This window comes from Methylotenera versatilis 301 (genome assembly GCF_000093025.1).
Classification (GTDB): Bacteria; Pseudomonadota; Gammaproteobacteria; order Burkholderiales; family Methylophilaceae; genus Methylotenera; species Methylotenera versatilis.
In genome coordinates this window covers 1146386-1161817 of the sequence record NC_014207.1, presented here as the reverse complement: position 1 = coordinate 1161817, position 15432 = coordinate 1146386, and the positions used below count along the sequence as shown (strand labels likewise).

The following is a 15432-nucleotide window of genomic DNA, read 5'->3' as shown; positions in this document are numbered from 1 at the left end:
GCCATCATGCAATCGTCTATCATCAATGCAGATACTTCAAAGCCATTTGGACGGAAGTTCAGTAACACGCTTTACCGTAAAAATAATCTCTTTCTATTTTTGCTGCTCACCCCGCCACTACTATGGTTTGGAGTGGTTTACTTAGGTTCATTATTCGCTTTATTGTGGCAAAGTTTTTATACGTTTGATAGTTTCAGCATGGCTGTTTCAAATGATTTAACACTTGAAAACTATCGCAGTCTTTTCGATGCCACTAACTTTGACATTATTCTGCGCACACTCTCTATGGCGGTTGCGGTGACACTCGCAACCGCATTAATTGGCTTCCCCATTGCATATTACATGACGCGCTATGGTAGCCGAGCTGAAAAAGGTTTTTTCTATATTGCTGTAATGTTGCCGATGTGGGCAAGCTACATCGTTAAAACCTATGCGTGGACAGTGATTTTATCTCAACAAGGAATTTTGTACTGGTGCATCAATCACTTAGGCTTACATAATGCGCTTAACCATGTATTACAAATACCAGCTATTGGTGGCAATACGTTAGCAACTTCAAACCTTGGACGCTTTATCGTTTTCACCTACATTTGGCTGCCATTTATGATTTTGCCTATACAAGCGGCACTTGAGCGCGTGCCTACCAACTTGCTGCAAGCCTCTGCCGATCTTGGCGCAAAACCTGCACAAACCTTTCGCCGCGTGCTATTGCCATTGGTCTTTCCCGGAGTAGTGGCAGGCTCAATTTTTACTTTCTCACTCACATTGGGTGATTACATTATTCCGCAACTAATAGGCCCTAGCGGTTTATATATCGGCACCATGGTGTACACGATGCAAGGCTCAGTAGGCAATATGCCGCTGGCTGCAGCATTTACGGTGGTACCGATTACACTCATTTTCATTTACTTATCACTTGCCAAACGTACTGGAGCATTTGATGCTCTTTAAAAACAAGCAAAACCAACCAAGCGCACCAATTTGGCTAAAAACGCTAGCTTATGGCGGCTTGGTATTTTTACATTTTCCGATTGTTGTCATCGTCATCAATGCCTTTCTAGCAAGCGATGGAAGCCATACTCACTTTACCTTGCACTGGTTTCATGTTGCTTTTGCACGTGAAGATGTTATGTCTGCGATTGCTTTATCGCTCAAAGTGGCGGCATTCGCAACTTCACTGGCAATCATTATGGGCACCATGACTGCTGCAGCGCTCTATAGACGTAACTTTTTTGGCAAAGAGGCGATTACGACCATGCTGATTTTGCCTATCGCGCTCCCCGGCATCATCACAGGTATCGCACTCCTATCTGCAATGAATATCCTAGACATTACACCAGGCTTTTTAACCATCGTCGTTAGCCATGCTACATTCTGTGTGGTGATGATTTATAACAATGTGGTCGCACGTTTTAGGCGCATGCCGCATAACCTGATTGAAGCTTCTATGGATTTAGGGGCAGATGGGTTCACCACATTTAGATTTATCATCTTACCGCAACTTGCTACCGCCTTATTAGCTGGTGCTTTGCTGGCGTTTGCGCTTTCATTTGATGAGCTGATTGTGACCATTTTCACCGCTGGGCATGAAATCACACTACCTATTTGGTTACTCAACCAACTGTCTAGACCGCGTGATGCGGCTATCACCAACGTTGTTGCAATGATGGTCATGCTTGTAACTGCAATACCAATTATTGCTGCATATTATTTAACACGTGGTACAGAAAGCATCGCGGGCAGTAGCCGTTAAAATTAATAAAATACGATTTTATAGAGGAGCAAACATGCAAAATTTTCAAACTCAATTACTCATCAACGGTAAGTTTGTTAAAGGTGAAGGCGCATTAATCAGCGTGCTTAATCCAGCGACAGAAGTAGAAATAACACAAGTTGCAGAAGCTTCTTTGGCACAAATTCAACAAGCGGTTTCTGCTGCTGCCAGCGCTTTTTCTAGCTGGAAAAAAACCACGCCGCGCGATCGCTCAACCATGCTGCTTAAACTTGCAGACGCCATTGAATCTAACGCAGAAGGTTTTGCTGAACTTGAATCGATGAATTGTGGTAAGCCTTATTTGGCAGCTTTGAATGATGAGATGCCTGCCGTTGCTGACGTGTTCCGCTTCTTTGCAGGTGCTGTACGCAACATGACGGGCTCATTAGCTGGCGAATATTTAGCAGGCCATACCAGCATGATCCGTCGTGATCCTCTTGGCGTTGTGGCTTCAATCGCGCCGTGGAATTATCCACTGATGATGGCAGCATGGAAACTAGGTCCTGCATTAGCCGCTGGTAATACTGTGGTTCTTAAACCATCAGAAATGACGCCACTGACTACATTAAAACTTGCAGAGTTAATCGCTGAGATTTTTCCAGCAGGTGTGGTGAATATTTTAAATGGTCGCGGTGAGTCTGTTGGCGCGCCTATGATTTCTCAGCCGCAAGTACAGATGATCTCAATTACTGGCGACATTTCAACTGGTCAAAAAATCATGGAAGTGGCTGCAAAAAGCGTGAAACGTACTCACCTAGAATTGGGCGGAAAAGCGCCTGTGATTGTGTTTGATGACGCTGACATTGCCGCAGTGGTGGAAGGCGTGCGCACATTTGGTTTTTACAACGCGGGGCAAGACTGCACCGCCGCCTGCCGCATTTATGCAGGCAAGAAAATCTACGATAAATTAGTCGCCGATTTATCTTCAGCTGCTGCAAGTATTAAAGTTGGTGAGCAGAAAGACTCTGGCGTTGAGATGGGGCCTTTGATTTCTGCTAGACAACGCGACCGTGTGGCAGGTTTTGTGGGGCGCGCTGCCGCACAAAACCATATTGAAATTACGACTGGTGGCGCAGCGCGTGACGGTCGTGGCTTTTTTTACCAACCCACCATTGTGGCTGGCGCTTTGCAAACCGATGAAATTGTCTGCAAAGAGGTATTCGGCCCAGTGGTTTCAGTGACTCGCTTTGATGATGAAGAGCAAGTTGTAGGCTGGGCAAATGATTCAGAATACGGGCTAGCAAGCTCTGTATGGACTAGCGACATCTCACGTGCCATGCGCGTTTCAGCTGAATTACAGTACGGCTGCACTTGGGTTAACACACATTTCATGCTGGTTTCTGAAATGCCACATGGTGGTATGAAAAAATCAGGGTATGGTAAAGATATGTCGATGTACGCGATTGAAGATTACAGCAGCGTGCGACATGTCATGATTAAACTATAAAAATTTAGGTTATAAAAAAAGTTAAATTGCCAGCAAAGCTTGTAAAAATTATAGATATTAAGCACTAAACACTAGTTTTTATAAGCATTGCTTGCAGCTTGGCATATTGCGACAAACTCATCGGTATTGAGCGAGGCGCCGCCTACCAAACCACCATCGATGTCAGGCATAGAAAATAGCTTGGCGGCATTATCTGCCTTCACGCTTCCGCCATAGAGAATGCGAATACTTTCTGCGATGTCAGCATCTAGCAATTCGATATGCCCACGCAAAAAACTTAGAATATTTTGCGCATGTTCTGGCGACGCGGCTTTGCCCGTACCGATCGCCCAGACAGGCTCGTAAGCGAGTACGCCATTCGCTAATCCTTTAACGCCAATCTCTGCAATCACCGCATTGAGCTGCCGTATAGTCACGACGTCTGTAATGCCCTCTTCATATTCTTCTAAGGTTTCACCCATGCAGAAAATAGGCTTTAAACCTACTTTAGTCGCTACTTCAAAACGTTCCCCTATAGAATGGTCAGTATCATGACCGCGCTGGCGACGCTCTGAATGACCGATAATCACGTATTCGCAGCCAAACTCTTTTATCATGCCTGGCGAAACAGAGCCTGTATAAGCACCAGACTCATAACGACTCATATTCTGACCACCCCATGTTATAGGGCTGCCTTTTAGCATTGCTTCAGCTTGAAATAAATAGGGATGCGGCATGCATACCGAATAATCTGCATTCGGATAATCATGAGTACCAGCTAACAAACCCTCTAAAAAGGCTTTGTTACTGGATAAAGAACCATTCATTTTTCGGTTTGCAACAACCAGCTTACGTCTCATTTAAAGTCTTACGTTTCATTTAAGTTCTCAAAAAAATTTCTGGCCGATGCGCAAGCAACATCAAAGCTTTATTGTCTTATTAAAAAATGTCTCAACTTGACTATGCGAAACTGGCTTACTCACGAGAAAACCTTGTATTTCATCACAGCCTAACTCCCGCAAGAACGCCAGTTGAGCTTTTGTTTCTATGCCTTCACTCACTACCCGAATTTTTAAAGCATGTGCCAAATTAATAATCGCAGTCACAATTTCTGCATCGTCATTATTGGTTAATACGTCGTTAATAAAACTCTTATCGATTTTAACCGCATCGATTGGCAAGCGTCTTAGCTGACCAAGATTTGAATGCCCTGTACCAAAATCATCGATATATAGATGCAGATTAAGCGCGCGCATTTCCGCCAAAATCTCCATGGTCATTTCAGGATCATCCATCGTTGCACTTTCGGTAATCTCTACGTTCAGCATAGCAGGATTCATACCTGTAGTTTTGATGATTTCTAAGATATCCGCAATTAATGACAAGTCACTAAATTGTCGTGGCGAGATATTCACCGCGACAGGCGGTGGGTTAAGCCGTGCCTCATGCCATCTCACCCACTGCTCACAAGCTTCACGGATAACAAAACGTCCAATTGGCACAATGAGGCCAGTTTCTTCAGCTATCGGAATAAACTTATCGGGGCTAGTCAGCACACCTGCATTGGTTAGCCAGCGCACTAGTGCCTCTAAACCAACGACTTGATTGGTGCGTAAATCAACTTTAGGTTGATACATCAAGAGCAACTCACCCTTTTCTAGGGCTTGCCGCAAACCATTTTCTATCTCTAGCTGCTCATGTGCGAAGACATTCATTTCTTCACTAAAATATTCAAAACCACTACGTTTGCTTTTTGCTTGGTACATGGCCAAATCAGCATGTCGAAGCAAAGCATGCGCATCAGTCGCATCGTTAGGATAGACACTAATACCAATACTCGCACCAACACTGTAACGCCTGCCCTCTAGCTCAAATGACTCAGAGACGATGCCGATGATTTTTCTGGCTAAATTGCTAGCGGCATTATTCACTGGGGGATGTGTGTACACGACAGCAAACTCATCACCACCTAAACGCGCAACAAAGTCGTCAGCCCGCAAAATTTCATTCAAACGCCTAGCTATGAGTCTAAGGACGGCATCGCCCAACTCATGCCCTTCTGAATCGTTAATTTTCTTAAAGCGATCTAAATCAATAAATAATAAGTAGACCTGTTGTTTTTGCCGATAAGCTTGCGCAAGGCTATGCGTTAAAAATTGTTGAAAATAAGTACGATTTGGCAATGAAGTAAGCGGGTCATGATTCGCTAACTTATTGAGTTCAGCTTCTGCATTATGGCGCTCAGAGAACGCCGAGGCCACAAACAAGCCACCCAAAGCCATAGGAATAAGACCAACTTTAAGCGTAAATGCCGCATGCGAATACAATTCAGAATGGATGTGCTCAACGTTAAAAATAAGTGAGGTAAAAGCAATGAGTGCCGCAATAAAAATAGCCGCATGCGTAACAATCGTTTTAAATCTAAGTGCCGCCAATAGTACAAAGGCTAACAACACAAAAATGATAATCTCTGATGATGCCAGCATCTGGCCATACTTCAAGGTTAGCCAAGAAACAATGACCATAGCGACAAATGCTGTGCCCATTTCAAGTTTTTCTTGTAATTGGAAGTTAACTTTTTGAGATGCGAATATTGAAAGTAGTAATGGTACGGTGAGATAAGCAAGCAACAACTCACTAAACCACCATGTCAACACCGTCTGCGCCATCGAATCCAAAGACGTAAAGCCTAGCCACTTCATACTCAATATTGAAATAATGGCATGCACTGCACTTGCAATAGGTGCTGCAATAAAAGCGAAAGTAGCCACAGTGGACACTTGATTAATCGTCACTGCTGATGGATGAAACAGTCTTAAAAGGTAGTTGAATATAAATGACGCGATGCCGCTGCCAATCGCCAAAGCAGCAGCGAGTTGCCAAGGCATTTTAAGCAAGTGAAACAGCAATGAACCTAACACGCAACCTAAAATACCAGTCCAGCCATAGCGCACGGCAAGCGCAGCAGCTAGCGCGATAGCCGGCAATTCAAAAAATGAGATTGCATCAATATATGGGGTGATAAATGTGCCTAAATAGGCGGTGATGAAATAGACAAACCCAATGACACCAGCTTGAGCTAGAAAGGACTTGGCTTGCCCAATAGTAGGAATACTTAGCTTAAATTGCATGTACTTATACTCATTTTTCCAAACTCAATCAGCATTAGATTCATTCTAGCCCATTGTGCTTATCAAGCAAAAACTTAACTTTGGTTTTTAATGTAAATAAATATTAAATTGTTTCATTAAAACGTTGGTGGACTGCAAGAGCTCACCAAAGTACATGGCTGAGAACCTGCATTTCTGAAGCGATGCGGCATATTGCTATTAAAATAATAAGCATCGCCAACGCCTAACACCCGCGTGGATTCACCCACGGTGACCTCCAGTCGACCTGATAATATCACTCCACCCTCTTCACCTTCATGTTGCAGCATATTTAAGCCAGTATCCGCGCCCACTTCATAGGTTTCATAAAGAATTTGCAACATATGACCAGCTTTTGCTGAACCAATTTGTCGATATGAAATACCTTCGCCACCACTAATTTCTGTCAGTGATTCAGCGCGGTAAAACACTTCACTTTGCATATTTGGCAGTTCATCAGAAAAGAACTCAGCTAACGTCATTGGAATGCCTGCAAGTATGCGCTTTAGCGCGCTCACTGATGGACTAGTATTACCAGATTCAATCAATGAGATTGTCGCGTTGGCAACCCCAGCTTTTTTCGCCAAAGCACGCTGCGAGAGTTGATGCCGCAAACGAACAATTTTTAGCCTTGCGCCTAAATCTAACTCCATATACTGACCTCTTAAATTTTAACGTGTTTAAAGTGTTAAATATACAATATAACTAAAATAATTAAAACCAATAAAATCAATTGCTTAATTTTATTAAAAACCAGCATTGACACAGTTTACTAAACATCTGAAGATACTCACCATATTTAAGTTTTTAGAAAAATCATCATGTCTCAAAGTAGCCCAATTAAATTGCCCAACATGTCTAACTACTGGATGCCATTCACTGCGAACCGACAATTTAGAAGCATGCCACGACTCTTTAAAGCGGCTAAAGGCAATTACTTCACGTCCATAGACGACAGGCAAATTCTTGATGGCACAGCCGGTTTGTGGTGCGTGCCAGCTGGGCATGGCCGTACTGAAATTGCCACAGCAGTAGGCAACCAGTTATTAACACTGGATTATGCACCTGCGTTTCAATCCAGCCATCCATTGGCTTTTGAAGCTGCCGAGCGTGTCGCAGCCTACATGCCAGAAGGCTTAGACCGTATATTCTTTACGAACTCAGGTTCAGAATCGGCTGATACAGCCCTTAAAATCGCACTGGCTTACCACCGTGTATGTGGTAACCCTTTGCGCAATAAATTGATTGGTCGTGAGCGTGGTTATCACGGCGTGAATTTTGGTGGCATCGCAGTGGGCGGCATTGCCGGTAATCGTAAAGCTTTTGGCAACGGCTTAGCTGGGGTTGACCATATTCGCAATCCATTAGATATTGCAAAAAATGCATTCACCAAAGGCGTGCCTGCCGATGGCGGTGTGGCGCTGGCGAATGAATTTGAGCAACGCATACTCACGCTGCATGATCCATCGACGATTGCCGCGCTGATTGTAGAACCCATGCAAGGCTCCGCTGGCGTAGTGGTGCCGCCAGCAGGTTACTTAAAACGTTTACGTGAAATATGCACTCAATACGGAATTTTGCTCATTTTTGATGAAGTGATTACAGGCTTCGGGCGACTTGGCACTAAGTTTGGCGCCGACTATTTTGACGTGATTCCAGACATTATTACCTGCGCGAAAGGCCTCACCAATGGCGTTGTACCTATGGGTGCAGTCGCCGTAAAACGTGAGATTTACGATGCATTTATGGAAAAATCGCCAGCAGGCGCAATCGAATTACCACATGGTTATACTTATAGCGCGATTCCAATTGCTTGCGCCGCTGCCATTGCTACATTGAATATTTTTGCAGCTGAAAGGTTAGAAGACCGCGCAGCAGGTTTAAGCGCCTATTTTGAACAAGCTGCACACAGCCTAAAAGGCTTGCCGATGGTGAAAGATATTCGCAATATTGGGTTAGTCGCAGGGATTGAATTCGAGGTAATCGCAGGTAAAGCAGGTGCCATGGCTTTTGCTACTTATTTAAAGTGTTTTGAAATGGGCATACATGTGCGTTTTACAGGTGACATCATCGCAATTTCACCGCCTTTAACCATAGAGAAGCATGAAATCGATCGCATTTTCAACACGCTTGCAGATGCAATCAAAAGCGTAGCCGCCGCTGGTGAAGTTGGCCTAGATGCCAGCAACTATCTTAAAAATGAACAAGTTTGGGCGATGCAGCAGTCGCTCTAAAGCTGTAGGTCGATTAAGACCGACTTACTAGTAAATACAATATATAAAATGGAATCACAAAAATGAGTATAAAAACTATCGGACACTATATCAACGGTCAGCACATCGCTGGTGCTAGCGGCAGATTAAGTGACGTTTACAACCCAGCAACAGGTGAAGTCCAAGCAAAATTAAGTAACGCAAGCGTAGCGGAAACTGAAGCCGCGATTACTGCAGCACAGGCCGCATTCCCAGCTTGGGCTGCCATGCCAGCACTCAGACGCGCACGCATCGTGTTTAAGTTCAAAGCCTTACTTGATGAACATGCCAACGATTTAGCTAAAGCGATTTCACTTGAACATGGAAAAACGATTAGTGATGCACGCGGTGAAGTGACGCGTGGCATTGAAGTAGTGGAATTCTCTTGTGGCATGCCACATTTACTCAAAGGTGACTTTAACGAGCAAGTTGGCACGGGCATAGATACTTACAGCATGCACCAGCCACTGGGCGTTGTTGCTGGCATTACGCCATTTAACTTCCCTATTATGGTACCGCTATGGATGATTCCCATGGCATTAGCGACTGGCAACACATTTGTACTAAAACCATCAGAAAAAACGCCAAGTGCAAGCTTGATGATTGCGGATTTACTTGCTGAAGCCGGTTTGCCAGCAGGAGTATTTAACTTAGTGAATGGCGATAAAGAAGCGGTTGATGTATTACTCACAGATAAGCGCATTCAAGCTATTAGCTTTGTAGGTTCAACACCAATTGCTGAATATATTTACAGCACTGGCACTAAAAATGGCAAACGCGTGCAAGCTTTAGGTGGTGCCAAAAACCACTTAGTGGTGATGCCAGACGCGGATTTAGACCAAGTGGCAGATGCACTGATTGGCGCAGGTTACGGCTCTGCTGGTGAGCGTTGCATGGCGATTTCTGTTGCCGTGACAGTTGGCAATATTGCTGATAAATTAGTCGAAAAACTAAAAGAAAAAGTGAAAACTATCGTGATAGACCAAGGCTTGAATGAAAAAGCAGATATGGGTCCATTAGTAACACCACAGCACCTTGCCAAGGTGAAAGAATATGTTGATTTAGGTGTGGCAGAAGGTGCAAATCTAGTCATCGATGGTCGCGGCTATAGCCATGCAGGTCATGAACAAGGCTTCTTTTTGGCACCATGCTTATTCGATAATGTCACCAAAGACATGCGCATTTATAAAGAAGAAATTTTTGGTCCAGTATTATGTGTAGTGCGTGCAGAAACGTTTGAAGAAGCATTGCAATTAGTTAATGATCATGAATTTGGCAACGGCACGGCAATTTTCACGCGTGACGGTGAAGTCGCACGTGAGTTCACTAGTCGCGTACAAGCGGGCATGGTTGGCGTGAATGTGGCGATTCCTGTGCCAATTGCTTTCCATAGCTTTGGTGGCTGGAAACGCTCATTATTTGGTGACCATCACATCTATGGTACTGAAGGTATGCGCTTTTACACACGCTTAAAAACCACCACTTCTCGCTGGCCTTCTGCCGCTAAAAGTACAGGCTCTGAATTTGTTATGCCGACGATGAAGTAAAAACACTCAATCAACTCACAAGATAAATTCATAAGATAAAAATATGTCATCGTTAAAGCACGTTGCTGAATTAATTAAGAAAAATAAAATCACCGAAGTAGAGTGCCTGTTCCCTACGATCAACGCCACACTACGTGGCAAGCTGATGCGCGCTCATGACTTTGCAGAAGGCAAAGAATTACGCATCGCCAGAGCGGTGATTTTACAAACTATTAATGGCGAGTATTGCGATGACCATGTGATTGGTGCGACAGATAACGACACCATACTTAAGCCAGATTACAGTACATTTAAAATACTGCCATGGCAGCCACAGCGTGCTTGGGTGCTGCATGACTGCATGAATTTTGATGGTAGTCCGTCAGAACACGCACCGCGCAATGTGCTTAAAAAAGTTTTAGCGCAATATCAAACACTTGGTTTACAGCCTGTAGTCGCGCCAGAAATTGAGTTTTATCTATTTAAACGTGACGGACAAGAAGCGGCTGGTTTCACTCCACCTGCTATGCGTGGTGGCAGCATAGAACTAGAGCGTCAAATGGCCTATAGCCTCAACTCTACTGCTGAAATGCGCGACTTTTGGCAGGCACTACAAGCCGCTTTTGATGCACTGGAAATCCGTACCGATACTTGGCTGCATGAAATGGCACCAAATCAATTTGAAATTAATCTGCTGCATGGTAATGCGCTTAAACTTGCCGATGATGTGGTGCTGTTTAAGCATACCTTGCGTGAGATTGCCGCTCAACATGGCTTAAATGCGGTGTTTATGGCGAAACCTTTAGCTGATTACGACGGCAGCTCTATGCATTTACACCAAAGTATTGTTGACGCTAAAGGTAACAATATTTTTAGCGATGCCACTAGTAACAACATAGGAAACGCCACACCAGAGTTTTACGCCTATATTGCAGGTCTACAAAACTACATGGCAGATTTAATGCCATTGATGGCACCTTATTTTAATTCGTGGCGCCGCTATGCGCTTGGCACGCAAGCACCGGTTAACCTGCAATGGGGGCACGATAACCGCACTATTGGCCTACGCGTTCCACACTCTGTGGCTGCAGCGCGTCGCGTTGAAAATCGCTTCGCAGGTAGTGATGCCAACCCATATTTAGCAATGGCCACTTCGCTTGCTTGCGGCTTACGTGGAATGCAAGAAAAACTGAAGCCTACCGCACCCGTGGATGATAAAGATGGTTATGAATTTCCACGTGAAATTGCTATTGGCTTAGAAAGTGCCATCACGCAGCTTAAGCAAAGCAAATCTGCGCGTGAAATGTTTGGCAACGAATTTATAGATGCATTTTGCAACGTTAAAGAGATTGAGCTAGCGCACTTTATGTACGAAGTGAGTAGCTGGGATAGACGCTATTTGGCTTTGCAAGTATAAGTTGCATGCTCACTGCACAACTATCCGATAAACGCCGCAACTTAAGCATAGTTGCGCTCAATGCTGTTTCTACGCTTTCGCAGATTGGTCAGTATGGGCTAGGCACAACCTTGCTGCCCATCGCATTAGTGACTAAAGGCGCAACGCCAGAGCAAATTGGTATCACTAGCTCCGCACTGTGGCTAGGCATGTTGGCTGGGCTTTTAGTCACAGGTCAACTCATACGCGCTTTGGGCTATCGCATCACGGTGATTTTAGGCTTAGTCATTAGCGCATTAAGCTTTGCTGTAATGCCCTGGCTGGATTGGCAGTGGTGGCTTATTCCCGCAGCGGCTATCGGTTTTGGCTTAGGTTTACGTTGGATAGCCAACGAAACTTGGCTATACCGACTCGCGCCTGCACATGCGCGCGGCAGAATTATCGGCATACACGAAACCTTGATTAGCATTGCTGCCATCTTAGCGCCGCTGATTATTGTGAGTGTGGGCGCAGTCAAACCAACTGCGTTTTTGATGGCGGCTACCATCATTATGCTGGCAATCATACCGCTATTCATCGCGGTCACTTTATCCGTGACAGATAGCTCACAAGAAAATAATTCCAACGACAGTCATTTAAATTTAGGCAAACCTATCAAACAAACCATCGCATTTTTGATGGGATTTGGTGCGCTAATCGCAGGTTTAGGCGGCTGGATGGAAGGCAGTATCTTAGCATTTCTACCCGTATACAGCGCTGACATTGGCTTAGCCAGCAGTGATGTAGCCTGGTTACTCACCATTCTAGGCATTGGTGCGACGACTTGTCAGTTTGCGATAGGTTGGTTAGCGGACAACAAAGGCTTATTATGGACAGCCAAACTATGCACTTTTGCCGCATTCTTAGCGGTACTAATTGCTATCATTTTCGAAAAGAGCTTCTTAAATTTAGCCGTGTCCGTGTTCATATTAGGCGGTGTAGGCGGCGGCTTGCTTACACTAGGCATTTTTTGGGCAACGCTGGCTGATGCAACGGCTACAGAGGCAAGTCATGCAGAAGTAAACTTAAGTAATCGCGTCAGACAAGTGTCTATAATTTATACGATTTTGTCTGCAGCAGGGCCTTTTGTAGCAGGCTTTGTAGTGAGCCATGCTGGCAGTAAAAGCTTATTTTGGCAGCAATTGGTGGTGATATTAATGATTGCAATCGTACTATTTTGGCAATCACGTAAAAATATCGCTTCACCTTTATAAAATGGCTACACTCACAATTACATTCCAGTGTAATTAGGCCCACTTCCACCTTCAGGCGGAACCCACACAATGTTCTGCGTAGGGTCTTTAATATCGCAGGTTTTGCAGTGTATGCAGTTTTGCGCATTAATCTGCAAATGTTTTGCTTCATTCTTAACGACTATTTCATACACGCCAGCGGGGCAATAGCGTTGTTCAGGCGCATCATATTTGGCAAGGTTGATGCTAATCGGGACAGTATTGTCTAGTAAATGTAGATGACATGGTTGATTAGCATCATGCGCAATATTACTTAAACTAATTGAGTTTAATTTATCGAAGCTATAAATTCCATCAGGTTTAGGATAGTTAATTTTCGGCATATCAGCCGCTGGTTTAGTACAGCTATGGTCAGCTATATCATGCTGATGCGTCCATGGTAAATGTAGCTTAAATGCGGCCAACCACATTTCTAAACCACCCAACGCCATCCCTATCCAACTACCAAATTTTGATAATAACGGCTTTACATTGCGTACAGCGTTGAGGTCTTGCCAAACCCATGAGTCCTGCAACGCTTTAGTGTAGTTAAGCAATAAAGGCGGTGCTGAGTGATTATCCACTGGATTATTTAGCGCTTCGAATACCGCTTCAGCTGCTAGCATGCCCGACTTCATTGCGTTATGACTACCTTTAATACGTGGCACATTCACCATACCTGCACTGCAACCAATCAGTGCACCACCAGGAAATACCAGTTCAGGCCAAGACTGCAAGCCTCCCTCGCTAATGGCTCTTGCGCCATAGCTTAAACGCTTACCGCCTTTAAGTAGCGCTTGCATTTTAGGGTGAGTCTTGAAGCGCTGGAATTCATCATAAGGCGATAAATGTGGGTTGGCATAATCCAGATGTACAACAAAGCCAACTGAAACCAACTGTTCACCATAGTGATAAATGAAAGATCCACCGCCAGTGTCTTTATTCAACGGCCAGCCCAAACTATGCTGAACCAAGCCTTTACTATGCTGCTCAGCAGGAATACGCCAAACTTCTTTAAAGCCTAAACCGTATTTTTGTGGGGATGCATTTTTGCGTAAATCAAAATGACTTTCTAACTCACGGGTGAGTGAGCCGCGCGTGCCTTCTGCGATTAAGGTATAGGGCGCTCTGATTTCAATACCCGCTGTGAATTGTGCAGTTGGCTGACCAGTAGCATCTCGTCCCATATCGCCAGTAATGATGCCGACGACTTTATTCTGTTCGTCATAAAGCATTTCTTGTGCAGCAAAACCAGCGTAAATTTCAACACCTAAAGCTTCTGCTTGCTCGCCAAGCCATCGACATACATCGCCTAAGCTGGCAATGTAATTACCTTGATTGTTCATCAAAGGTGGCATTAAGCGGTGCGGGATTGACCAAGATTTTGTTTCACTTAGTATCAAAAACTCATCATCTTGAACTGGAGTATTGAGAGGCGCGCCCTGCTCTTTCCAATCTGGGATGAGTTCGTTCAATGCAATTGGATCTATCACTGCGCCTGAAAGTATATGTGCACCAACTTCTGCGCCTTTTTCGAGCACACAGACACTTAATTCTTTGCCAGCTTCATTGGCAAGCTGCTTAAGTCTGATTGCCGCAGCAAGCCCAGACGGGCCAGCGCCTACAATCAAAACATCATAATTCATCACATCACGTTGCATCATTAATCCTTCTGTTATTCTTTAATCTATTTCTGGCTAGGCAATTTCTGGCAGATTAACCAAGTCACTTCGCTCAACGCCTTCAGTTAGGCGCCTACACAAATCTAAAAACTCACGAATTCCTGTTGTTTGATACTTCTGTTTATGCCACAAGAAATAAAAGAAGCGGCTCAAATTCAAACTGGGCGTGGAAATAGGTACCAAGCTGCCGCGGCGAAAAGCATCTTTAAGTGCTAAGCGTGAAATGCAACCAATGCCAAGCCCAGATTCTACAGCGCGTTTAATCGCTTCAGTATGCTCCAGCTCCAATCTTATTTTTAGCTGAGAGTGATAACTGTGAAAAGCGCGATCAAATGTTGCACGTGTACCAGAGCCCTTTTCACGTAATATCCAGTCTTCTTGGAGTAGTTGCTCCAATGACACTTTACGCTGGCTAGCCAATGGATGATTAGGTGCACTAAACACTACAAGCTCATCAGCTATCCAAGGCTGAACCTCAATATCAGGGTGATTGCAATCGCCTTCAATCATACCCAAATCTAATTCATGGTTGGCAATTTGTTGCACTATCGTACTGGTATTATGCACCTTTAACTGTATGCGGCTTTCAGAATGTTCCTGTAGAAATCTGGCAACCAAAATCGTTGCTAAGTAATTACCAACCGTCAATGTTGCACCAATTCTCATGTGCCCAAAACCAGCATGTCCCTGTAACAGGTTCTCTATTTCTTTCGCTCTATCCAGCAACTCGACAGCACGAGGCAAGAGCTGCTGACCAGTTTCATTGATGCGTAGAGATTTACCGCCACGATCAAAAAGCTGCAGGTCGAATTGCCGTTCAAGTTCACTCAGTGCAGTACTCGTTGCAGACTGTGAAAGTGACAATGCCTCAGATGCCCGCGACACGCTCTCTGTACGGCAAATTGCAACAAAAATCTCAAGTTGTCTTAAGCTATATTTCATGAGCTTTATGCCTA

At 44.4% G+C, this 15432-nt stretch carries 12 protein-coding genes; 7 read left to right on the top strand and 5 right to left on the bottom strand.

Annotation, left to right across the window (positions count from 1 at the left end):
• Positions 1-6 precede the first annotated feature (6 nt).
• Genes M301_RS05310 through M301_RS05300 form a run of 3 tightly spaced genes read left to right on the top strand, consistent with a single transcriptional unit; the run spans position 7 to position 3221 of the window.
• Entirely contained in the window at positions 7-951 is a 945-nt protein-coding gene (locus M301_RS05310; protein ID WP_013147736.1) for an ABC transporter permease, read from the top strand.
• Positions 941-1753, top strand: coding sequence for an ABC transporter permease (locus tag M301_RS05305; RefSeq protein WP_013147735.1), 813 nt, complete (start codon positions 941-943; stop codon positions 1751-1753). Before M301_RS05310 ends, M301_RS05305 begins: the two co-directional genes overlap by 11 nt.
• Positions 1754-1787: 34 nt before the next feature.
• Positions 1788-3221 (top strand): gamma-aminobutyraldehyde dehydrogenase, encoded by a 1434-nt coding sequence (locus tag M301_RS05300; RefSeq protein ID WP_013147734.1) that lies wholly within the window; start codon positions 1788-1790, stop codon positions 3219-3221.
• 71 nt (positions 3222-3292) lie between these two features.
• Here the strand turns inward: M301_RS05300 and tpiA are convergent, their stop codons facing one another.
• From tpiA to M301_RS05285, 3 genes are all read right to left on the bottom strand, one after another.
• A complete protein-coding gene (gene tpiA, locus M301_RS05295) occupies positions 3293-4060 on the bottom strand; it encodes a triose-phosphate isomerase (RefSeq protein ID WP_013147733.1) in 768 nt (255 codons plus the stop codon).
• A gap of 60 nt (positions 4061-4120) precedes the next feature.
• Complete coding sequence (locus M301_RS14180) at positions 4121-6331, bottom strand: putative bifunctional diguanylate cyclase/phosphodiesterase (RefSeq protein WP_013147732.1); 2211 nt, start codon at positions 6329-6331, stop codon at positions 4121-4123.
• Between the two features lie 116 nt (positions 6332-6447).
• Complete coding sequence (locus M301_RS05285) at positions 6448-7002, bottom strand: cupin domain-containing protein (RefSeq protein ID WP_013147731.1); 555 nt, start codon at positions 7000-7002, stop codon at positions 6448-6450.
• 168 nt (positions 7003-7170) lie between these two features.
• On the opposite strand from M301_RS05285, the gene aptA reads away from it, so the two are divergent.
• From aptA to M301_RS05265, 4 genes are all read left to right on the top strand, one after another.
• Positions 7171-8583, top strand: coding sequence for an omega-aminotransferase AptA (aptA, locus tag M301_RS05280; protein ID WP_013147730.1), 1413 nt, complete (start codon positions 7171-7173; stop codon positions 8581-8583).
• Between the two features lie 62 nt (positions 8584-8645).
• Entirely contained in the window at positions 8646-10148 is a 1503-nt protein-coding gene (locus M301_RS05275) for a CoA-acylating methylmalonate-semialdehyde dehydrogenase (protein ID WP_013147729.1), read from the top strand.
• 43 nt (positions 10149-10191) lie between these two features.
• A complete protein-coding gene (locus M301_RS05270; RefSeq protein WP_013147728.1) occupies positions 10192-11544 on the top strand; it encodes a glutamine synthetase family protein in 1353 nt (450 codons plus the stop codon).
• Positions 11545-11549: 5 nt separating this feature from the next.
• Positions 11550-12776 (top strand): MFS transporter, encoded by a 1227-nt coding sequence (locus M301_RS05265; RefSeq protein WP_013147727.1) that lies wholly within the window; start codon positions 11550-11552, stop codon positions 12774-12776.
• Positions 12777-12793: 17 nt separating this feature from the next.
• On the opposite strand, the gene M301_RS05260 is transcribed toward M301_RS05265, so the two are convergent.
• A complete protein-coding gene (locus tag M301_RS05260) occupies positions 12794-14455 on the bottom strand; it encodes an electron transfer flavoprotein-ubiquinone oxidoreductase (RefSeq protein WP_013147726.1) in 1662 nt (553 codons plus the stop codon).
• 36 nt (positions 14456-14491) lie between these two features.
• Complete coding sequence (locus M301_RS05255) at positions 14492-15418, bottom strand: LysR family transcriptional regulator (RefSeq protein WP_013147725.1); 927 nt, start codon at positions 15416-15418, stop codon at positions 14492-14494.
• Between the last annotated feature and the right edge of the window lie 14 nt (positions 15419-15432).

Excerpts from the sequence above, each read along its gene's own strand:
- M301_RS14180 (WP_013147732.1), bottom strand. The coding sequence starts at position 6,331 with ATGCAATTTAAGCTAAGTATTCCTACTATTGGGCAAGCCAAGTCCTTT.
- M301_RS05265 (WP_013147727.1), top strand. The coding sequence starts at position 11,550 with ATGCTCACTGCACAACTATCCGATAAACGCCGCAACTTAAGCATAGTT.
- M301_RS05310 (WP_013147736.1), top strand. The coding sequence starts at position 7 with ATGCAATCGTCTATCATCAATGCAGATACTTCAAAGCCATTTGGACGG.
- M301_RS05275 (WP_013147729.1), top strand. The coding sequence starts at position 8,646 with ATGAGTATAAAAACTATCGGACACTATATCAACGGTCAGCACATCGCT.
- M301_RS05305 (WP_013147735.1), top strand. The coding sequence starts at position 941 with ATGCTCTTTAAAAACAAGCAAAACCAACCAAGCGCACCAATTTGGCTA.
- tpiA (WP_013147733.1), bottom strand. The coding sequence starts at position 4,060 with ATGAGACGTAAGCTGGTTGTTGCAAACCGAAAAATGAATGGTTCTTTA.
- M301_RS05270 (WP_013147728.1), top strand. The coding sequence starts at position 10,192 with ATGTCATCGTTAAAGCACGTTGCTGAATTAATTAAGAAAAATAAAATC.
- M301_RS05300 (WP_013147734.1), top strand. The coding sequence starts at position 1,788 with ATGCAAAATTTTCAAACTCAATTACTCATCAACGGTAAGTTTGTTAAA.
- aptA (WP_013147730.1), top strand. The coding sequence starts at position 7,171 with ATGTCTCAAAGTAGCCCAATTAAATTGCCCAACATGTCTAACTACTGG.
- M301_RS05255 (WP_013147725.1), bottom strand. The coding sequence starts at position 15,418 with ATGAAATATAGCTTAAGACAACTTGAGATTTTTGTTGCAATTTGCCGT.
- M301_RS05285 (WP_013147731.1), bottom strand. The coding sequence starts at position 7,002 with ATGGAGTTAGATTTAGGCGCAAGGCTAAAAATTGTTCGTTTGCGGCAT.
- M301_RS05260 (WP_013147726.1), bottom strand. The coding sequence starts at position 14,455 with ATGCAACGTGATGTGATGAATTATGATGTTTTGATTGTAGGCGCTGGC.